At 50.5% G+C, this 20,828-nt stretch carries 20 protein-coding genes and 1 pseudogene; 16 read left to right on the forward strand and 5 right to left on the reverse strand.

Annotated elements, in window-relative coordinates:
- Nucleotides 1-7 precede the first annotated feature (7 nt).
- Nucleotides 8-688 carry a two-component response regulator DpiA gene (gene dpiA, locus ACJHYR_RS12260; RefSeq protein ID WP_000126511.1) on the reverse strand — a complete coding sequence of 227 codons (681 nt, stop codon included), beginning with the start codon at nt 686-688 and terminating at the stop codon, nt 8-10.
- Nucleotides 657-2,315, reverse strand: coding sequence for a sensor histidine kinase DpiB (dpiB, locus tag ACJHYR_RS12265; protein ID WP_001305557.1), 1,659 nt, complete (start codon nt 2,313-2,315; stop codon nt 657-659). Before dpiB ends, dpiA begins: the two co-directional genes overlap by 32 nt.
- A 379-nt stretch (nt 2,316-2,694) precedes the next feature.
- Between dpiB and citC the strand changes: the two genes are divergently transcribed.
- The 11 genes from citC (at nt 2,695) to uspG (ending at nt 11,778) form a co-directional block, all read left to right on the forward strand.
- Nucleotides 2,695-3,753: a [citrate (pro-3S)-lyase] ligase gene (gene citC, locus ACJHYR_RS12270; protein WP_000467705.1), complete on the forward strand. Its 1,059-nt coding sequence runs from the start codon at nt 2,695-2,697 to the stop codon at nt 3,751-3,753.
- Nucleotides 3,754-3,767: 14 nt separating this feature from the next.
- A complete protein-coding gene (citD, locus tag ACJHYR_RS12275; protein WP_000700703.1) occupies nt 3,768-4,064 on the forward strand; it encodes a citrate lyase acyl carrier protein in 297 nt (98 codons plus the stop codon).
- Nucleotides 4,061-4,969: a citrate (pro-3S)-lyase subunit beta gene (citE, locus tag ACJHYR_RS12280; protein ID WP_000622357.1), complete on the forward strand. Its 909-nt coding sequence runs from the start codon at nt 4,061-4,063 to the stop codon at nt 4,967-4,969. The genes citD and citE overlap by 4 nt, the downstream gene beginning before the upstream one ends.
- Before the next feature lie 10 nt (nt 4,970-4,979).
- Complete coding sequence (gene citF / locus ACJHYR_RS12285) at nt 4,980-6,512, forward strand: citrate lyase subunit alpha (protein ID WP_000192234.1); 1,533 nt, start codon at nt 4,980-4,982, stop codon at nt 6,510-6,512.
- Between the two features lie 3 nt (nt 6,513-6,515).
- On the forward strand, nt 6,516-7,067 hold the full coding sequence (citX, locus tag ACJHYR_RS12290) for a citrate lyase holo-[acyl-carrier protein] synthase (protein WP_000550409.1): 552 nt from the start codon (nt 6,516-6,518) through the stop codon (nt 7,065-7,067).
- Nucleotides 7,042-7,920, forward strand: a complete 879-nt coding sequence (citG, locus tag ACJHYR_RS12295; protein ID WP_000062466.1) for a triphosphoribosyl-dephospho-CoA synthase CitG — start codon at nt 7,042-7,044, stop codon at nt 7,918-7,920. The genes citX and citG overlap by 26 nt, the downstream gene beginning before the upstream one ends.
- A 50-nt stretch (nt 7,921-7,970) precedes the next feature.
- Nucleotides 7,971-9,434 (forward strand): citrate/succinate antiporter CitT, encoded by a 1,464-nt coding sequence (citT, locus tag ACJHYR_RS12300; RefSeq protein ID WP_001544330.1) that lies wholly within the window; start codon nt 7,971-7,973, stop codon nt 9,432-9,434.
- A gap of 113 nt (nt 9,435-9,547) precedes the next feature.
- Entirely contained in the window at nt 9,548-10,354 is an 807-nt protein-coding gene (gene rna / locus ACJHYR_RS12305; protein ID WP_001295857.1) for a ribonuclease I, read from the forward strand.
- Nucleotides 10,355-10,583: 229 nt separating this feature from the next.
- On the forward strand, nt 10,584-10,994 hold the full coding sequence (gene rnk / locus ACJHYR_RS12310) for a nucleoside diphosphate kinase regulator (protein WP_000089731.1): 411 nt from the start codon (nt 10,584-10,586) through the stop codon (nt 10,992-10,994).
- 142 nt (nt 10,995-11,136) lie between these two features.
- The gene (gene yldA, locus ACJHYR_RS12315) at nt 11,137-11,226 is read left to right on the forward strand and encodes a small membrane protein YldA (RefSeq protein WP_001287361.1); all 90 of its coding nucleotides are present in this window, start codon (nt 11,137-11,139) and stop codon (nt 11,224-11,226) included.
- A gap of 123 nt (nt 11,227-11,349) precedes the next feature.
- Nucleotides 11,350-11,778, forward strand: a complete 429-nt coding sequence (gene uspG / locus ACJHYR_RS12320; protein WP_001586795.1) for a universal stress protein UspG — start codon at nt 11,350-11,352, stop codon at nt 11,776-11,778.
- Between the two features lie 120 nt (nt 11,779-11,898).
- Here the strand turns inward: uspG and ahpF are convergent, their stop codons facing one another.
- Both ahpF and ahpC read right to left on the reverse strand, forming a co-directional pair.
- Nucleotides 11,899-13,464, reverse strand: a complete 1,566-nt coding sequence (gene ahpF, locus ACJHYR_RS12325; protein WP_000887629.1) for an alkyl hydroperoxide reductase subunit F — start codon at nt 13,462-13,464, stop codon at nt 11,899-11,901.
- Nucleotides 13,465-13,708: 244 nt separating this feature from the next.
- Entirely contained in the window at nt 13,709-14,272 is a 564-nt protein-coding gene (gene ahpC, locus ACJHYR_RS12330; RefSeq protein ID WP_000052796.1) for an alkyl hydroperoxide reductase subunit C, read from the reverse strand.
- Nucleotides 14,273-14,643: 371 nt separating this feature from the next.
- Between ahpC and dsbG the strand changes: the two genes are divergently transcribed.
- From dsbG to ACJHYR_RS12350, 4 genes and pseudogenes are all read left to right on the forward strand, one after another.
- Nucleotides 14,644-15,390 carry a thiol:disulfide interchange protein DsbG gene (gene dsbG / locus ACJHYR_RS12335; RefSeq protein ID WP_001305556.1) on the forward strand — a complete coding sequence of 249 codons (747 nt, stop codon included), beginning with the start codon at nt 14,644-14,646 and terminating at the stop codon, nt 15,388-15,390.
- 207 nt (nt 15,391-15,597) lie between these two features.
- On the forward strand, nt 15,598-16,500 hold the full coding sequence (citR, locus tag ACJHYR_RS12340) for a DNA-binding transcriptional repressor CitR (RefSeq protein WP_001305555.1): 903 nt from the start codon (nt 15,598-15,600) through the stop codon (nt 16,498-16,500).
- A 146-nt stretch (nt 16,501-16,646) separates the two neighbouring features.
- Complete coding sequence (locus ACJHYR_RS12345; protein WP_000029780.1) at nt 16,647-17,867, forward strand: phosphoadenosine phosphosulfate reductase; 1,221 nt, start codon at nt 16,647-16,649, stop codon at nt 17,865-17,867.
- Nucleotides 17,840-18,468, forward strand: a pseudogene (locus ACJHYR_RS12350) (IbrB-like domain-containing protein). The gene ACJHYR_RS12345 and the pseudogene ACJHYR_RS12350 overlap by 28 nt, the downstream one beginning before the upstream one ends.
- Here ACJHYR_RS12350 and ybdL read toward each other — a convergent pair.
- Nucleotides 18,469-19,629 (reverse strand): methionine-oxo-acid transaminase, encoded by a 1,161-nt coding sequence (gene ybdL / locus ACJHYR_RS12355; protein WP_000183951.1) that lies wholly within the window; start codon nt 19,627-19,629, stop codon nt 18,469-18,471. It lies immediately after the preceding pseudogene.
- Nucleotides 19,630-19,736: 107 nt separating this feature from the next.
- Here ybdL and hcxA point away from each other — a divergent pair, with 107 nt between their 5' ends.
- Nucleotides 19,737-20,825 (forward strand): hydroxycarboxylate dehydrogenase HcxA, encoded by a 1,089-nt coding sequence (hcxA, locus tag ACJHYR_RS12360; RefSeq protein ID WP_001120473.1) that lies wholly within the window; start codon nt 19,737-19,739, stop codon nt 20,823-20,825.
- Nucleotides 20,826-20,828 lie beyond the last annotated feature (3 nt).

Consider the following 20,828-nt stretch of genomic DNA (forward strand, 5'->3'; position numbering starts at 1 on the left):
TATCATGTCACCCACTGTGGTATATGCGTTGCGGTCTGCCAACTTTGCCGTGAACAATTTCAGCAATAATCAGATGGCGGCTGGCGCAATATTCAAGATAACGCCTGGCAGTGGTGCGGCTGATGGTCAATGCCTGCGCCACCGTTTCTGCCGTATGTTGCACACCAGGCTCTTTGAACAGTTTTCGCACTGCGTTTAGCGTCAAGGGGTCAATGCCGGTCGGCAGTTCGTCTTTGGGTTCACCGCGAGCATAGGCATTAAACATCTCATCAATTTGCTTCTGGCTGGCGCTATCAATACTTTCCAGCATATGTTTACGCTGGCGGAAACGGGTTAGCGTTTGCCCCAGCCGTTCATAGGCAATTGGCTTAATGAGATAATCAAATACACCACAACGTACGGCTTCAGACACCGTTTCCATATCACTGGCTGCAGTGGTAAACACCACGTCGCCGGGATAATGCGCCTGCACCAGTTCATGCAGTAAATTAATCCCTCTACCGTCAGGAAGATAGTTATCGAGCAAGATTAGCCCCGGCTTAAAACGCTCGATCATCATTCGGGCCTGCACCAGGTTTCCCGCCAGTAATATCTGACTGAATCCGGGAATGTGACGAATATATTCCGCATGCATCTCTGCCAGCGGCGTTTCGTCCTCAACGATCAATAGGGTTAATGGAGCTGTCATTAGGTTTCACTTTCGGAATATAGATTGAAAATAAGGTACCGCAGGGATCATTATCTTCGAGAGTGATAACACCACCGCAGCGCGTTACGTAGCTGGCAATCAAGTACAACCCAATGCCATGTTCGCCGGGCTCGTCAGCACGCGTACTGACACCCTGCTCAAATATTTTGTCTCGTAGAGACTCTGGAACGCCGCAGCCCTGATCGGCGACTTCAATCACCACATCATCGCCTTCATCGCTGAGGAATAATTCAACGATCTTGTTTCCTTCATCGCTACGTAGGCTGGCTTCGAAGGCGTTATCAAGTAAATTGCCCACAATGGCTGCAAACTCGGTGCTGTCCAGTCCTGGCGGCAGTTGCGAAAGCTGACTTCCGGGGACGATGACCATTTTTAGCCCCAGTTCGCGGGCGCGCTGCACTTTACCAAAAAGCAGCCCCGCCACCTGGCGATCGGCAAACGCCTCGCGCAGGCTATCAATAAGCTGTTGCTGGGCCTGAGACTCCCCCTGCACCATCGCCAACACGCGATCATACTCTTTCATCTGCAGCAGACCATTGAGCGTCGACATCCAATTGAGATGCTCGTGTCGCAATGTGCGCAGGCTCTCGACGTATTGTTTAATTTGCGTCAGTTGCGCATTGAGGGTGGATATTTCGTCTTTACTACGAAAGCTGATAATGGCCCCCAGCAAATCATCACCAGAACGAATAGCTTCCCGGTTGGCAATAACGCTCAGACCGTTAAAGTTCGCCACCACATCCTGTCGTTTTTCATCAATCTGTTCGGTAAAGAAATCGGCGGGCCTGACCACTTCAGCAATGGGTTTACCCAACCATTGCCGTCCGGGGGAACTCAGCCCCAGCATCTTTCTTGCGTTACGATTGATGGCGGTAATGTAACCGTGCGGATCCACCGCAATGAGCCCTTCATAAACCGAACTAAACAGCGCCTCTTGCTGACGGACCACGCGTGCGATTTGCTTTGGCTCCATGCCCATCATCTGCCGACGGATATGCGCGGCCAGGAACCACGACAGCAACATCAGAATCCCTAACAGCACGACAAACACGCCAGCCATCGGTAATAAAAACTCAGCCCGCCAGCTATCGATTTTACTCACCAGGTAGCCAATCGACACCACGCCGATGACTTTTCCATCGTCATCAAAGATTGGCGTTTTGGCACGCATCGCCATGCCAATTGACCCTTTCCCGGTGATGAAGTAGCTCTCCCCTTTCTCCAGCGCGCCCGGTTTGGTGAACTGCATAGGATAACCAATTTTCTCCGGATTAGGATGGTAAAGACGAATCGAGTGGCGATCGCCAATCACCACATAATCGAAATCAGTATCTCTTTGTAATTTATCAGCGATGGTCGCCAGCCTCTTGTAGTCACGCGTTTTCACTGCGCTGATGATACTGTCATTAGAAGCAATAATTTTTGCCTGATTCATTGCCATGTCGCGCACATGAAGCGTTAAATAGTCCTCAAAACTGGCCGTAAAATATTGCGCCAGGGCTGCAATGACAAATATTGAGAACACCAGAATCAGCAAAAAGATACGCAGCGGAAATGCCAGTCTTTGGAAAAATGCAAACTGTTTATTCTCGTTAAGCTGCAACATTGTTTTCCTTGCGGGTTGTCCCGAGCCTCTTTGACGGATGTAATTAAAATGTTGAATCAAAATACATAGATATTAAATATAATCGTGGCAAATTTTATTCATTAAATCAATTAAATCACTTAAACCTGCGGGTCATTTCGTAATTACATTAATTAAAAAACTTAAAACCATTAAATAAATAAAAAACCACTAACTCTATGTGAAATAAATCAAAATTTCACGCTGCAATACTCCTTAGGATGTATAGCGAAAGGAGAAAAAGATATACCTCGATCGCCCCCCTTTCTCCCAAGTGAAAATAAAAGGTTATCAGTTTGCAACATCGAACAACATTCGTTGCAAATCGATAACAACATGCACCTTCAGGATACTATTTATTATGTTCGGCAATGATATTTTCACCCGTGTAAAACGTTCAGAAAATAAAAAAATGGCGGAAATCGCCCAATTCCTGCATGAAAATGATTTGAGCGTTGACACCACAGTCGAAGTATTTATTACCGTAACCCGCGATGAAAAGCTTATCGCGTGCGGTGGAATTGCCGGAAATATTATTAAATGCGTTGCTATCAGTGAATCCGTTCGCGGTGAAGGACTGGCGCTGACATTAGCCACCGAGCTAATTAACCTCGCCTATGAGCGGCACAGCACGCATCTGTTTATTTATACCAAAACCGAATACGAGGCGCTGTTCCGCCAGTGCGGTTTTTCCACGCTGACCAGCGTACCCGGCGTGATGGTGCTGATGGAAAACAGCGCCACGCGACTGAAACGCTATGCCGAATCGCTGAAAAAATTTCGTCATCCAGGGAACAAGATTGGCTGCATTGTGATGAACGCCAATCCCTTTACGAATGGTCACCGTTATCTGATTCAACAGGCTGCAGCACAGTGCGACTGGTTGCATCTGTTTTTAGTTAAAGAAGATTCTTCACGCTTTCCCTATGAAGACCGGCTGGATCTGGTGTTAAAAGGCACCGCCGATATTCCACGCCTGACTGTGCATCGCGGCTCCGAATACATCATCTCCCGCGCTACGTTCCCTTGCTACTTCATTAAAGAACAGAGCGTCATTAACCATTGTTACACCGAAATTGATCTGAAGATTTTCCGTCAGTACCTCGCTCCCGCGCTGGGTGTAACTCACCGCTTTGTCGGTACTGAACCCTTTTGTCGCGTTACCGCCCAGTACAACCAGGATATGCGCTACTGGCTGGAAACGCCGACTATCTCCGCACCGCCCATCGAACTGGTTGAAATTGAGCGGCTGCGTTACCAGGAGATGCCGATATCCGCTTCCCGGGTACGTCAACTGCTGGCGAAAAACGATCTCACGGCTATCGCGCCGCTGGTCCCTGCAGTCACGCTGCATTATTTGCAGAACCTGCTTGAGCACTCCCGCCAGGACGCGGCAGCTCGTCAAAAGACCCCCGCATGAGAAACAGGTGAAAAATGAAAATAAACCAGCCCGCCGTTGCAGGCACCCTTGAGTCTGGGGATGTGATGATACGCATCGCCCCACTCGATACGCAGGATATCGACCTGCAAATCAACAGCAGCGTTGAGAAACAGTTTGGCGATGCCATTCGCACCACCATTCTGGACGTTCTCGCCCGCTACAACGTGCGCGGCGTACAGCTGAATGTCGATGACAAAGGCGCACTGGACTGCATTTTACGTGCACGACTGGAAGCCCTGCTGGCACGCGCCAGCGGTATCCCGGCTCTGCCATGGGAGGATTGCCAATGATTTCCGCTTCGCTGCAACAACGTAAAACTCGCACCCGCCGCAGCATGTTGTTTGTGCCTGGTGCCAATGCCGCGATGGTCAGCAACTCATTCATCTACCCGGCTGATGCCCTGATGTTTGACCTCGAAGACTCCGTAGCATTGCGTGAAAAAGACACCGCCCGCCGCATGGTTTACCACGCGCTGCAACATCCGCTGTATCGCGATATTGAAACCATTGTGCGTGTAAACGCGCTGGATTCCGAATGGGGTGTTAACGACCTGGAAGCCGTCGTTCGCGGTGGTGCGGACGTTGTGCGTCTGCCGAAAACCGATACCGCTCAGGATGTTCTGGATATCGAAAAAGAGATCCTGCGTATCGAAAAAGCCTGTGGTCGTGAACCCGGCAGTACCGGCTTGCTGGCGGCGATTGAATCTCCGCTAGGCATTACCCGCGCAGTGGAAATCGCTCACGCTTCCGAGCGTTTGATCGGTATCGCCCTCGGTGCAGAAGACTATGTGCGCAACCTGCGTACAGAACGCTCCCCGGAAGGAACTGAACTGCTGTTCGCTCGCTGCTCCATTTTGCAGGCCGCGCGCTCTGCGGGTATTCAGGCGTTCGATACCGTCTATTCCGACGCTAACAACGAAGCCGGATTCCTGCAGGAAGCCGCCCACATCAAACAGCTGGGCTTTGACGGCAAATCGCTGATCAACCCGCGTCAGATTGATCTGCTGCACAACCTCTACGCACCGACCCAGAAAGAAGTCGATCACGCCCGCCGCGTCGTAGAAGCCGCTGAAGCCGCCGCTCGCGAAGGCCTCGGCGTGGTTTCCCTGAACGGCAAGATGGTGGACGGTCCGGTTATCGATCGCGCCCGTCTGGTGCTCTCCCGCGCAGAACTTTCCGGCATCCGCGAAGAATAAGGCAATCAAAATGACGCAGAAAATTGAACAATCTCAACGACAAGAACGGGTAGCGGCCTGGAATCGTCGCGCTGAATGCGATCTTGCCGCTTTCCAGAACTCGCCAAAGCAAACCTACCAGGCTGAAAAAGCGCGCGATCGCAAACTGTGCGCCAACCTGGAAGAAGCGATTCGTCTCTCGGGTTTACAGGACGGTATGACGGTTTCCTTCCATCACGCTTTCCGTGGCGGTGACCTGACCGTCAATATGGTGATGGACGTCATCGCGAAGATGGGCTTTAAAAACCTGACTCTGGCCTCCAGCTCCCTGAGTGATTGCCATGCGCCGCTGGTAGAACACATTCGCCAGGGCGTGGTTACCCGCATTTATACCTCTGGCCTGCGCGGTCCACTGGCGGAAGAAATCTCCCGTGGTCTGCTGGCGGAACCGGTGCAAATCCACTCTCACGGCGGACGTGTGCATCTGGTACAGAGCGGCGAACTGAATATAGACGTGGCTTTCCTCGGCGTCCCGTCCTGTGATGAATTCGGTAATGCCAACGGCTACACCGGTAAAGCCTGCTGCGGCTCCCTCGGCTATGCAATGGTTGATGCCGACAACGCGAAACAGGTTGTGATGCTCACTGAAGAACTGCTGCCTTATCCGCATAATCCGGCAAGCATTGAGCAAGATCAGGTTGATCTGATCGTCAAAGTTGATCGCGTTGGCGATGCCGCGAAAATCGGCGCTGGCGCGACCCGTATGACCACTAACCCGCGCGAACTGCTTATTGCCCGTAGCGCTGCGGATGTGATTGTCAACTCTGGCTACTTCAAAGAAGGTTTCTCCATGCAAACCGGCACCGGTGGCGCATCGCTGGCGGTAACCCGTTTCCTGGAAGACAAAATGCGTAGCCGCGATATTCGCGCCGACTTCGCCCTCGGCGGTATTACCGCGACGATGGTTGACCTGCACGAAAAAGGTCTGATCCGCAAACTGCTGGATGTGCAGAGCTTTGACAGCCACGCTGCGCAATCGCTGGCCCGTAACCCCAATCACATCGAAATCAGCGCCAACCAGTACGCTAACTGGGGGTCGAAAGGTGCATCGGTTGATCGTCTCGACGTGGTGGTACTAAGCGCGCTGGAAATTGACACCCAGTTCAACGTTAACGTGCTGACCGGCTCTGACGGCGTACTGCGTGGTGCTTCCGGTGGTCACTGCGATACCGCGATTGCCTCTGCGCTTTCCATCATCGTCGCGCCGCTGGTACGCGGTCGTATTCCGACTCTGGTGGATAACGTGCTGACCTGCATCACCCCGGGCTCCAGTGTCGATATTCTGGTCACAGACCACGGTATCGCAGTTAACCCGGCACGTCCGGAACTGGCAGAACGTCTGCAGGAAGCGGGGATCAAAGTGGTTTCTATTGAGTGGCTGCGTGAACGTGCGCGTCTGCTGACCGGTGAACCACAGCCGATTGAATTCACCGACCGCGTCGTTGCCGTTGTGCGTTACCGCGATGGCTCGGTGATCGATGTTGTGCATCAGGTGAAGGAATAAGCCATGCACCTGCTTCCTGAACTCGCCAGCCACCATGCGGTGTCAATTCCCGAGCTGCTCGTCAGCCGGGATGAAAGGCAAGCACGGCAACACGCCTGGCTCAAGCGCCATCCTGTTCCACTGGTCTCCTTTACCGTGGTTGCGCCTGGGCCGATTAAAGACAGCGAGGTCACACGCCGAATTTTTAATCATGGCGTGACAGCCTTGCGTGCCTTAGCCGCAAAACAGGGCTGGCAAATTCAGGAGCAGGTTGCACTGGTTTCCGCCAGCGGGCCGGAGGGCATGTTGAGCATTGCCGCCCCGGCTCGCGACCTCAAGCTCGCCACCATTGAGCTTGAACATAGTCATCCTCTCGGGCGGTTATGGGATATCGATGTCCTGACACCCGAAGGCGAAATTCTCTCCCGCCGCGACTATTCACTGCCGCCTCGCCGCTGCCTGTTGTGCGAGCAAAGCGCAGCTGTTTGCGCGCGTGGAAAAACCCATCAACTGACCGATTTACTCAACCGCATGGAGGCGCTGCTGAACGATGTCGATGCCTGCAACGTCAACTAAAACCACAAAGCTTGCGACGTCATTAATCGATGAGTACGCCCTGCTGGGCTGGCGCGCCATGCTGACTGAAGTCAATCTGTCACCGAAACCAGGCCTCGTGGATCGGATTAACTGCGGTGCGCACAAAGATATGGCGCTGGAAGATTTTCACCGCAGCGCGCTGGCGATTCAGGGCTGGTTACCCCGTTTCATTGAATTTGGTGCCTGTAGTGCTGAAATGGCACCAGAAGCGGTACTCCACGGATTACGCCCAATAGGTATGGCTTGCGAAGGTGATATGTTCCGCGCCACTGCGGGCGTAAACACGCATAAAGGCAGCATTTTTTCTCTAGGGCTACTGTGTGCGGCAATTGGCCGTTTGCTTCAACTCAACCAGTCGGTAACGCCAATAACCATTTGTGCGACGGCGGCAAGTTTCTGCCGTGGCCTGACCGATCGCGAACTGCGTACCAATAATTCACAACTGACGGCAGGTCAACGGTTGTACCAGCAGCTAGGTCTTACCGGCGCACGCGGTGAAGCCGAAGCGGGTTATCCACTGGTGATCAACCACGCCCTGCCGCATTACCTCACTCTGCTGGATCAGGGGTTAGATCCTGAACTGGCATTGCTCGATACCTTGCTCCTACTGATGGCGATCAACGGCGATACCAACGTTGCATCGCGCGGTGGCGAGGGGGGCCTGCGCTGGCTACAGCGCGAGGCGCAAACATTATTGCAAAAAGGGGGCATCCGAACCCCCGCCGATCTCGATTATCTCCGGCAGTTCGACAGGGAGTGTATCGAACGAAATCTCAGTCCAGGCGGCAGTGCCGACCTGCTGATCCTTACCTGGTTTTTAGCACAGATTTAATTATTTAAGCACTTGATAAATTTGGAAATATTAATTTTCGGAGAACTCGTATGTCTTTAGCAAAAGATAATATATGGAAACTATTGGCCCCACTGGTGGTGATGGGCGTCATGTTTCTTATCCCTGTCCCCGACGGTATGCCACCGCAGGCATGGCATTACTTCGCTGTGTTTGTGGCAATGATTGTCGGCATGATCCTCGAGCCAATTCCGGCAACAGCGATCAGTTTTATTGCGGTTACTATCTGCGTTATTGGCAGTAATTACCTGCTCTTTGATGCCAAAGAATTAGCTGACCCAGCGTTTAATGCGCAAAAACAGGCGCTGAAATGGGGTCTGGCTGGTTTTTCCAGCACCACGGTATGGCTGGTATTTGGCGCATTTATTTTTGCATTAGGGTATGAAGTTTCCGGGTTAGGTCGGCGCATTGCCCTTTTCCTGGTGAAATTCATGGGCAAACGCACGCTGACGTTGGGTTATGCGATTGTCATTATCGACATTCTGCTGGCACCGTTTACACCGTCCAACACCGCGCGTACTGGCGGGACCGTTTTTCCGGTCATTAAAAACCTGCCGCCGTTATTTAAATCATTCCCCAACGATCCGTCTTCCCGTCGCATTGGCGGCTATTTGATGTGGATGATGGTCATTAGTACCAGTCTGAGTTCGTCCATGTTTGTCACCGGTGCGGCACCAAACGTGCTGGGTCTGGAGTTCGTCAGCAAAATTGCCGGTATCCAGATTAGCTGGTTGCAGTGGTTCCTCTGCTTCCTGCCGGTTGGGGTTATCTTGCTTATCATTGCGCCGTGGCTTTCCTACGTGCTGTACAAACCGGAAATCACACACAGTGAAGAAGTGGCAACCTGGGCGGGTGATGAACTAAAAACCATGGGTGCGCTGACACGCAGAGAGTGGACGCTGATTGGCCTTGTATTGCTCAGCTTAGGTTTGTGGGTATTTGGCAGTGAAGTCATTAATGCTACTGCGGTAGGTCTGCTGGCAGTTTCACTAATGCTGGCCCTGCACGTTGTGCCGTGGAAAGACATTACCCGCTATAACAGCGCATGGAACACGCTGGTCAACCTGGCAACTCTGGTTGTGATGGCTAATGGCCTGACTCGTTCTGGCTTTATTGACTGGTTCGCCGGTACCATGAGTACGCACCTGGAAGGATTCTCACCAAACGCAACGGTGATTGTACTGGTTCTGGTGTTCTACTTTGCGCACTACCTGTTTGCCAGCCTGTCTGCGCACACCGCAACCATGCTGCCGGTTATTCTGGCCGTCGGTAAAGGTATTCCGGGCGTACCAATGGAACAACTGTGTATCCTGCTGGTGCTGTCTATCGGTATCATGGGCTGTCTGACGCCGTATGCAACCGGTCCTGGGGTGATTATTTACGGCTGTGGCTATGTGAAATCAAAAGATTACTGGCGTCTTGGCGCAATCTTCGGGGTGATTTACATCTCTATGCTGCTGTTGGTTGGCTGGCCGATTCTCGCCATGTGGAACTAATACGTTCGTCAAACGCTGAATAAATCATCACGCCCGCCAGGTAAGCCCACCTGGCGGGCTTTTTTATGATTTAATAGATAGTATTCAGTATATGTATGAGTTCCACACCCATTATGAAAGCATTCTGGCGTAACGCCGCGTTGCTCGCGGTTTCTCTGCTTCCCTTCTCTTCTGCCAACGCCGTGGCGTTGCAGGCAAAACAGTATGGCGATTTTGATCGCTATGTCCTGGCCCTCTCCTGGCAAACCGGATTTTGCCAGAGTCAACACGATCGAAATCGTAACGAACGAGATGAATGTCGCCTGCAAACCGAAACGACCAACAAAGCTGATTTTCTGACCGTACATGGTCTGTGGCCAGGATTGCCTAAATCGGTTGCTGCCCGTGGTGTTGATGAACGCCGCTGGATGCGCTTCGGTTGCGCTACCCGCCCAATCCCGAATCTACCAGAAGCGCGCGCCAGCCGAATGTGTTCATCGCCGGAAACTGGGTTATCGCTGGAAACGGCAGCTAAACTAAGTGAAGTCATGCCAGGAGCTGGCGGACGTTCCTGCCTGGAACGCTACGAATATGCCAAACACGGTGCCTGCTTTGGTTTTGATCCAGACGCATACTTCGGCACGATGGTACGCCTGAATCAAGAAATTAAAGAGAGCGAAGCCGGAAAATTCCTTGCGGATAACTACGGTAAAACAGTGAGCCGCCGTGACTTTGACGCCGCCTTTGCCAAAAGCTGGGGAAAAGAGAACGTGAAAGCAGTTAAGCTAACATGCCAGGGTAACCCTGCGTATTTGACTGAAATTCAGATCTCGATCAAAGCTGACGCCATCAACGCTCCGCTTTCTGCCAACTCATTCTTGCCACAACCACACCCAGGCAACTGTGGCAAAACCTTTGTGATTGATAAAGCAGGTTATTAATCCTCTGATTTACAAAAGACGCTAATTCGTCTTCCATAAACCATGACGATTAAGATTTATACATAATGCGCTGCATTGAGGAATTCCCTGAATGTGACGCAAATCACTTCAAAGAGTGAGCAACAGTCAGTATCATCATGTGAGTTAAACCCTCGCCGCCTGACGGTGAGGGTTTTCTTTTGGGTATGTTTATCTGCGACACTCGCAGTACCGACGACATGGAGTAAAAATGTCCAGACCAACTATCATCATTAACGACCTGGATGCCGAACGCATCGATATTCTGCTGGAGCAACCCGCCTATGCTGGTTTGCCAATCGCCGACGCGTTAAACGCAGAGTTGGATCGCGCCCAAATGTGTTCGCCAGAAGAGATGCCACACGACGTGGTGACAATGAACAGCCGGGTTAAATTCCGCAATCTTAGCGATGGCGAAGTGCGTGTGCGCACGCTGGTGTATCCGGCAAAAATGACCGACAGCAATACTCAGCTTTCCGTTATGGCTCCGGTAGGTGCCGCACTGCTGGGGCTGCGCGTTGGCGATTCCATTCACTGGGAACTTCCGGGCGGCGTTGCAACCCACCTTGAAGTGCTGGAACTCGAATACCAGCCAGAAGCTGCTGGCGACTACCTGCTTTAATCCCATCTGCACAAGCGATAACTCGCTTTGCCCAGAGGATGCACTCGCATCCTCTTTCCGCTCAAATATCAACCAGATTTATCATTTTGCTCTTAAGCGCAGCATTCTAATCTGAACTGGTTATTCATCTGCGGAACCTCATATGAGCGAAGCTCTCGGTATCACTGCATTTTATATATTCATAGCCGCAATTATTGTTGCTGCAGTGCTATACCTTGAACAACGCTGGTAGCGCCTGGTTTTATTTATTTTCCAGCTCAATAGCAAATTCAGATCAAATCAGCCTCGCAAATCATAGATTCATAACCAATAATGTGCTGTTATGTATACATGCAAAAACAAGGAGAGAATGCTTATGTACAAAACAATCATCATGCCAGTGGATGTTTTCGAAATGGAATTGAGCGACAAAGCGGTTCGCCACGCTGAATTCCTCGCCCAGGATGACGGAGTTATTCATCTACTTCACGTACTACCGGGGTCAGCCAGCCTGAGCCTGCACCGTTTTGCCGCTGATGTGCGTCGTTTTGAAGAGCATCTGCAACATGAAGCAGAAGAACGTCTGCAAACGATGGTCAGCCACTTCACCATCGATCCTTCCCGCATTAAGCAACATGTCCGTTTTGGTAGTGTGCGGGATGAAGTTAACGAGTTAGCGAAAGAACTTGATGCAGATGTAGTAGTGATTGGTTCGCGCAACCCATCGATTTCGACCCATCTGTTAGGTTCTAACGCCTCAAGCGTTATCCGCCACACCAATCTGCCGGTGCTGGTTGTGCGTTAATTGCCAGAATAAATATCCCGCCCTGCCCGGAGCCATCCCGGCGGGGCTTTTTATTGCCATAAAAAAGCCGCCAGGTTTGACCCCGGCGGCTAAGCAATTGCAGGTGAATCTTACTTCTTCTTATGCTGTTTTGGTGCGAATCAGGTAGTCAAAAGCACTCAGAGAGGCTTTGGCACCTTCGCCAGTGGCGATGATGATCTGCTTGTACGGAACCGTTGTACAGTCACCCGCTGCGAACACGCCTTTCACGTTGGTTTCGCATTTCGCATCAATGATAATCTCACCCATGCGGTTACGTTCGACTGCGCCTTCCAGCCAGTTGGTGTTCGGCAGCAGACCAATCTGGACGAAAATACCGGCCAGTTCGATGTTGTGAATATCGCCGCTGACACGATCGCGATATTCCAGACCTACGACTTTGCTACCGTCGCCTTTCACTTCCGTGGTTTGCGCATTCAGAATAATGTCGACGTTTTTCAGGCTGCGCAGTTTGTCCTGCAGAACCTGGTCGGCTTTCATTTCTGGCGCAAATTCCAGCAGCGTTACGTGCTCAACGATACCCGCCAGGTCAATTGCCGCTTCCACGCCGGAGTTACCGCCGCCGATAACCGCTACGCGTTTGCCTTTAAACAGCGGGCCGTCGCAGTGCGGGCAATAGGTCACGCCTTTGGTGCGATACTGATCTTCGCCAGGAACGTTCATGTTGCGCCATTTTGCACCAGTCGCCACGATAATGCTGCGTGCTTTCAGTACCGCGCCAGAAGCTGTTTCAATCTGATGCAGGCCGCCTTCAACCGCTGCCGGGATCAGTTTGCTCGCGCTCTGGCTGTCGATCACATCAACGTCGTATTCATCAACATGAACTTTCAGCGCTCCTGCCAGCTTCTGCCCTTCAGTCTTCGGTACAGAAATGTAGTTTTCGATATCAACGGTATCGAGGATCTGACCACCAAAACGTTCGCCCATCAGACCAGTACGGATGCCTTTACGTGCGGAGTAAATTGCTGCCGCTGCACCCGCTGGGCCGGAACCGACGATTAATACGTCATAAGCATCACGCTTGTTCAGCTCTTCTGCCGCACGTTTTTCCGCGCCAGTATCAATTTTGGCGACGATTTCAGTCAACGTCATGCGACCCTGACCAAACTCTTTCCCGTTTACGAATACTGCCGGAACGCCCATCACGTTGCGATCGGTGATTTCGTTCTGGAAGGTACCTCCGTCAATTGCAGTGTGCTTGATGCGCGGGTTCAGTACGCTCATCAGGTTCAGCGCCTGCACCACATCCGGGCAGTTGTGGCAAGAGAGCGAGTAATAGGTTTCGAATTCAAAATCACCGTCAATATGGCGAATCTGCTCCAGCAGAGACTGCGCTTCTTTCGACGGATGACCACCGGTCCACAACAACGCCAGTACCAGCGAGGTAAACTCGTGGCCCAGCGGGGAACCTGCAAAACGTGGCCCCTGGTTAGAACCTGGGTTGGTGATCAGGAAAGACGGCTTACGCACCGGCAAGCTGTTATCTTCTTTAAAGGTGACTTTGTCTGACAGTTCTGCGATTTCAGCCAACAGTTCCTTGATTTCTGCCGATTTAGCGCTGTCATCCAGCGTGGCAATTAACTCAACAGGCTTGGTCAATTTCTCAAGGTAAGCCTTGAGTTGAGTTTTCATATTTGTGTCGAGCATGTTTATCTCCTGGGCTTTAAACATCATCATGCAAGCGGCCTCTGCGGCTACCTGGATGCAGCTTGCATCATGGTGCGGGGAAGAAAATCGGGTGCCGCAGCACCCGAAGAATTAGGTGAGTTTCCGAAGTATTTCGCGTCAGAGCAAGGCGGCTAGCCTGTGAATCCCCGGGAGCTTACACAAGTAAGTGACCGGGGTGAGCGGGCGACGCCAACGCCGCTATGGCGTGAAAGACGAAGGAAATTTAGATTTTACCAACCAGGTCCAGAGACGGAGCCAGAGTTGCTTCACCTTCTTTCCATTTAGCCGGGCAAACTTCACCTGGGTGAGAAGCTACGTACTGTGCTGCTTTGATTTTACGCAGCAGGTCAGACGCGTCACGGCCAATGCCTTCAGCGGTAACTTCGATTGCCTGGATGATACCCTGCGGGTCAACAACGAAGGTCGCACGGTCAGCCAGACCTTCATCTTCACGCATGTTGTCGAAGTTACGGGTCAGGGCGCCAGTCGGGTCGCCGATCATCGCATATTTGATTTTAGCGATGGTTTCAGAGCTGCTGTGCCATGCTTTGTGGGTGAAGTGAGTATCGGTAGATACTGCGTATACGTCTACGCCCAGTTTCTGCAGTTCTTCGTAGTGGTCAGCAACGTCACCCAGTTCGGTCGGGCATACGAAAGTAAAGTCAGCCGGGTAGAAGAAGAAGACGCTCCAGCGGCCTTCGGTATCTTTTTCGGTGATTTCGATGAATTCGCCGTTTTTGAATGCCTGGTTTTTAAAAGGTTTAATTTTGGTGTTAATCAAGGACATCTATACTTCCTCCGTGTTTTCGATGAGATGTAAGGTAACCAATTTTTGCCGATTCGGCTAATGCGTTTCCATTATCAAATCGATAAGTTTTACCTTACAACCTTCGTAAGACAACTTTGTGAACTTTGCACCGCCAGCGGCGATAAAAAGTAAAATGGCCCCCTTTCCAGGTGACCGTGTAATCTGAACTACCCTTTGGTATCTTCAGCGCCTGCCTGCAGGCTGAGGTGTTGCCCTTACAAATGCAACAACGACATGGATTACAACACCCTCATAAACAAAGGGCAATCACCTGATCTAAGCTCTTACCTATGACAGTGATAGGTTATGCCTTTTACCCGACTTTTGCACTGACTGAAAAGGACAAATTAATGTTAAAAAAGATACTTTTACTGGCTCTGCTTCCTGCAATCGCCTTCGCAGAGGAACTTCCTGATCCAGTAAAAGCGATTGAAAAACAGGGCATTACAATCATCAAAACGTTCGATGCTCCCGGAGGAATGAAAGGTTATCTCGGCAAGTATCAGGATATGGGCGTCACCATCTACCTGACTCCAGATGGTAAGCACGCTATCTCCGGTTACATGTACAACGAGAAAGGTGAAAACCTGAGTAACACACTTATCGAAAAAGAAATTTACGCACCAGCCGGGCGCGAAATGTGGCAACGGATGGAACAATCCCACTGGCTCCTCGACGGTAAAAAAGACGCGCCGGTCATTGTCTACGTCTTCGCCGATCCGTTCTGCCCATATTGTAAACAGTTCTGGCAGCAGGCTCGCCCGTGGGTTGATTCTGGCAAAGTGCAATTAAGAACATTGTTGGTTGGCGTTATCAAGCCAGAAAGCCCGGCGACAGCAGCGGCAATTCTTGCCTCCAAAGATCCCGCAAAAACCTGGCAAGAATATGAAGCCTCTGGTGGCAAGCTTAAGCTAAACGTGCCTGCAAACGTAAGTACAGAGCAAATGAAAGTGTTAAGCGACAACGAGAAACTGATGGACGATCTGGGGGCAAATGTCACACCAGCTATCTACTACATGAGTAAGGAAAATACGCTGCAACAGGCCGTGGGGTTGCCCGATCAGAAAACGCTTAATATCATTATGGGGAATAAATAAAAGATAATTCATGGATGGTTGAAATATATCCCTGTTTTTCAACCATCCTAAAAAAGCATGAATTGCTCGCTCTGCCCTAAGTGGCTGTGCTATTTTAGAAAAACTTAATTCTGAGTTAAGCAAAAAAACATAATACAAATAAATACAACAGCAACATTATTGAACAAATGAATGATTTATAGAAGAGATAATATAACGGAGTATGTTATGGCGAATCTTTATGACCTAAAAAAATTTGATCTGAATTTACTGGTCATATTTGAGTGCATTTATCAACACCTCAGCATTAGCAAAGCAGCAGAATCATTATATATAACGCCCTCTGCTGTTAGTCAGTCGTTACAACGTTTACGCGCGCAATTTAATGACCCGTTATTCATCCGCTCAGGGAAAGGTATCGCGCCGACTACGACAGGGTTAAACCTGCATCACCATCTTGAGAAGAATCTCCGAGGCCTTGAACAAACGATCAATATTGTTAATAAGTCTGAGCTAAAGAAAAATTTTATTATCTACGGTCCTCAGCTTATTTCTTGTACTAATAACAACATGCTAATCCGCTGTCTTAGACAAGATACTTCAATCGATATAGAATGCCATGACATACTGCTTTCAGCTGAAAATGCCGAAGAACTGTTGGTTCAACGCAAAACTGACCTGGCAATTACACTACAACCAGTAATTAGCCGCTCTGTCATCTGCATGCCGTTACATACTATTCGCAATTCTCTTATATGTAGCAATAAACATCCTCGTATTACCGATACCAGTAACTATGAACAAATTATCGCCGAAGAATTCACCTTGTTGATATCTAAATCAGCAGGGATTGACGAAATTCAAATGGACATAGATGAACGTTTTATGAACCGTAAAGTTTCATTTCGCAGTTCTTCTTTGTTGACGATAATTAATAGTATTTCTGTTACTGACTTATTGGGCATTGTGCCCACCGAACTGTACGATTTACATCGTGATTTTTTGAAGTTACAAGAGATAAAACTGGAACGACCACTTCCTGCGGTTAAACTTTATATTTCCTATAACAAGGCTTCGTTGAACAACCTTGTCTTCTCACGATTCATAGATCGTTTAAATGATAGCTTCTGATTTATTACCACGGATAAATGTTATATTACGCATCAATTGATTCATTGTGTGAATATAAAATAATGTGCTCTATCTTGCTTCGTTTACCCTATAATTAACGGATTCATCTCACGAGTCACCCCGTAACGTTCAGAGAGCGTTTTCAGATGTCTATTTATAAAATCCCGCTTCCACTGAATATTCTGGAAGCTGCAAAAGAACGTATTACCTGGACACTTAACACCCTACCCCGCGTCTGCGTTTCTTTTTCGGGTGGTAAAGATTCCGGATTAATGCTGCATCTGACCGCCGAACTTGCCCGACAAATGGGCAAAAAAATTTGTGTTTTATTTATCGACTGGGAAGCTCAGTTCTCTTGCACCATTAACTATGTTCAGTCTCTGCGCGAGTTGTACACCGATGTCATCGAAGAGTTTTACTGGATTGCGCTCCCGCTTACAACGCAAAATTCCCTATCACAATACCAACCCGAATGGCAGTGCTGGGAACCTGATGTCGAATGGGTACGTCAGCCCCCGCAAGATGCGATAACCGATCCTGACTTTTTCTCCTTTTACCAGCCTGGCATGACCTTCGAACAATTTGTGCGTGAGTTTGCCGAATGGTTTTCGCAAAAACGTCCGGCGGCGATGATGATCGGCATCCGTGCGGATGAGTCCTACAACCGTTTTGTCGCCATCGCCAGTTTAAATAAACAACGTTTTGCCGATGATAAGCCCTGGACTACTGCCGCACCAGGCGGTCATAGCTGGTACATTTACCCCATCTACGACTGGAAAGTCGCTGATATCTGGACCTGGTATGCTAGCCATCAACGCCTCTGTAACCCACTGTATAATATAATGTATCAGGCAGGCGTTCCTCTACGTCATATGCGAATTTGCGAACCTTTTGGTCCGGAACAACGGCAAGGATTATGGCTCTATCACGTTATCGAACCGGATCGCTGGGCTGCTATGTGCGCACGAGTCAGCGGGGTAAAAAGTGGCGGCATTTACGCCGGACATGACAACCATTTTTATGGTCATCGGAAAATCCTCAAGCCCGAACATTTAGACTGGCAGGAGTATGCATTATTGCTACTCAACAGCATGCCGGAGAAAACAGCTGAGCATTATCGCAATAAAATCGCCATTTATTTGCACTGGTATCAGAAAAAAGGCATCGAGGTTCCACAAACCCAGCAAGGGGACATTGGCGCGAAAGATATCCCCTCCTGGCGGCGAATATGCAAAGTTTTACTCAATAACGATTACTGGTGTCGGGCATTATCATTTAGCCCGACCAAAGCGAAGAACTATCAGCGTTATAACGAACGAATAAAAGGAAAACGTCAGGAATGGGGGATACTATGCAACAACGATTAACGCAGGATTTAACCCAATTTCTCGCCAGCTTGCCGGAAGACGATCGCATCAAAGCGATTAATGAAATCCGCATGGCGATCCATCAGGTTAGCCCCTTTCGAGAAGAGCCAGTGGATTGCGTTCTGTGGGTTAAAAACAGCCAACTTATGCCTAATGATTACAACCCAAACAACGTGGCACCACCCGAAAAAAACTGCTGAAAAAATCCATTGAAATAGATGGTTTTACCCAACCCATTGTGGTCACGCATACGGATAAAAATGCCCTGGAAATCGTGGATGGTTTTCACCGCCATGAAATTGGTAAAGGCTCATCATCGTTAAAATTACGCTTAAAAGGTTATTTGCCGGTGACCTGTCTGGAAGGTACGCGTAATCAACGCATCGCCGCGACTATTCGTCATAACCGCGCTCGTGGACGTCACCAAATCACTGCCATGTCAGAAATCGTCCGTGAACTCAGCCAGTTGGGATGGGACGATAATAAAATTGGCAAAGAGCTGGGAATGGACAGCGACGAAGTGCTACGCCTGAAGCAAATTAACGGCCTGCAAGAGTTGTTTGCCGACCGTCAATATTCCCGCGCCTGGACGGTTAAATAGCTAAAGCTGGCGCAGGCGTTCAGCTGCTGCCAGCAACGTCGATTCCTTCTTGGCAAAACAGAGACGAATCAGTTTATGTGGGAAGGGATCGGCGCAAAACACCGATAGCGGAATCGCCGCTACGCCGTGCTCCTGCGTCAGCCACTGGCAAAACTCAACGTCATCCAGGGTAGATACGGCGCTGTAATCCACCAGCAAAAAGTATGTACCTTCGCACGGTAAAATCTCCAGCCGGCTTTCATTTAAGGCATTCACCAGAATATCGCGCTTCTGGCGATAAAAGTCCGGTAACGCAAGATAATGCTCAGGTTCTGCACGTAGCATATCGGCAAGCGCCAGCTGTGCCGGGGTATTCACCGAAAAGGTCAGATACTGATGTACCTTGCGAATTTCGGCACTGATGGGCGCTGGCGCAACGCAATAACCCACTTTCCAGCCGGTCATATGATAGGTCTTGCCAAACGATGACACCGCCACCGCCCGCTCACGCAGCTGCGGATGCGCCTGCACGCTGGCATGGCCCTGTTGTGAAAAGTTGATGTGCTCGTAAACTTCATCGCTAATGACAAAAATCTCGTGCCCGGCAATTGCCTGCCACAAAGCGGCGAAATCAGCCTGCTGCCAGACAGTTGCACTGGGGTTATGCGGGGTGTTGAGGATCACCAGTCGGGTGCGCTCGCTTAACAATGCGGCAAATTCCTGCCAGTCCACGCGAAAATGCGGTGGTTGCAGTGCAATACGTTTCACTATTCCCCCCGAAAGCGCGATGGCGGGCGCGTAACTGTCATAGCTGGGATCAAAGCAGATCACTTCATCACCATTGCGCACCAATGCGGTAATCGCTGCATATAACGCTTCCGTCGCCCCTGCCGTTACGGTGATATCACTATCGGCATCCGGTTGATAGCCATACAGACGTTCCGTTTTCTGAGCAATCGCCTCGCGCAAGGCCTGCACGCCAGTCATAGGCGCGTATTGGTTTGCCCCCTGGTCAACATGGTACGCCAGCCGCTCCTGCAAATAGCGCGGACCATCAAAATCAGGAAAGCCTTGCGAAAGGTTAATCGCCTGGTGTTGCTGCGCCAGCGCGCTCATCTGGGTGAAAATAGTGGTGCCAAGTTGTGGAAGTTTGCTTTGTGGAATCAGAGGGTTATTTGTCATTTTTTATTGTGCCTGACGAAGTTGTGTTGAAGGCACTATAACACGATGCTAGTATTTGGCAATCAAGACGTTTAGATGTCTAAATAAAACAATAAGGACAACACAACATGCCTCACAATCCTATCCGCGTGGTCGTCGGCCCGGCTAACTACTTTTCACATCCCGGCAGTCTCAATCACCTGCACGATTTTTTCACTGATGAACAACTTTCTCGCGCGGTGTGGATCTACGGCGAACGCGCCATTGCTGCGGCGCAAACAAAACTTCCGCCAGCGTTTGAACTGCCAGGGGCAAAGCATATTTTGTTTCGCGGCCATTGCAGCGAAAGCGATGTACAACAACTGGCGGCTGAGTCCGGTGACGATCGCAGCGTGGTGATTGGCGTCGGCGGCGGCGCACTGCTCGACACCGCGAAAGCCCTCGCCCGCCGTCTCGGTCTGCCGTTTGTTGCCGTTCCGACGATCGCCGCCACCTGCGCCGCCTGGACACCGCTCTCCGTCTGGTATAACGATGCCGGACAGGCGCTGCATTATGAGATTTTCGACGACGCCAATTTTATGGTGCTGGTGGAGCCAGAGATTATCCTCAATGCGCCGCAAGAATATCTGCTGGCGGGGATCGGTGACACGCTGGCGAAATGGTATGAAGCGGTGGTGCTGGCCCCGCAACCAGAAACGTTGCCGCTAACCGTGCGACTGGGGATCAATAATGCGCAGGCCATTCGCGACGTCTTGTTAAACAGTAGCGAACAGGCGCTTGCCGATCAGCAAAATCACCAGTTAACGCAATCATTTTGCGATGTGGTGGATGCGATTATCGCCGGAGGTGGAATGGTCGGTGGTCTGGGCGATCGTTTTACGCGTGTGGCGGCGGCCCATGCCGTGCATAACGGTCTGACCGTGCTGCCGCAAACCGAGAAGTTTCTTCACGGCACCAAAGTCGCCTACGGAATTCTGGTGCAAAGCGCCTTGCTGGGTCAGGATGATGTGCTGGCGCAATTAACAGAGGCGTATCAGCGTTTTCATCTGCCGACTACGCTGGCGGAGCTGGAAGTGGATATCAATAATCAGGCGGAGATCGACAAAGTGATTGCCCACACCTTGCGCCCGGTGGAATCCATTCATTACCTGCCGGTCACGCTGACACCGGATACGTTGCGTGCAGCGTTCGAAAAAGTGGAATCGTTTAAAGCCTGACGT

The sequence above is a fragment of the Escherichia sp. WS1450 genome (genome assembly GCF_046487395.1).
GTDB lineage: Bacteria > Pseudomonadota > Gammaproteobacteria > Enterobacterales > Enterobacteriaceae > Escherichia > Escherichia coli.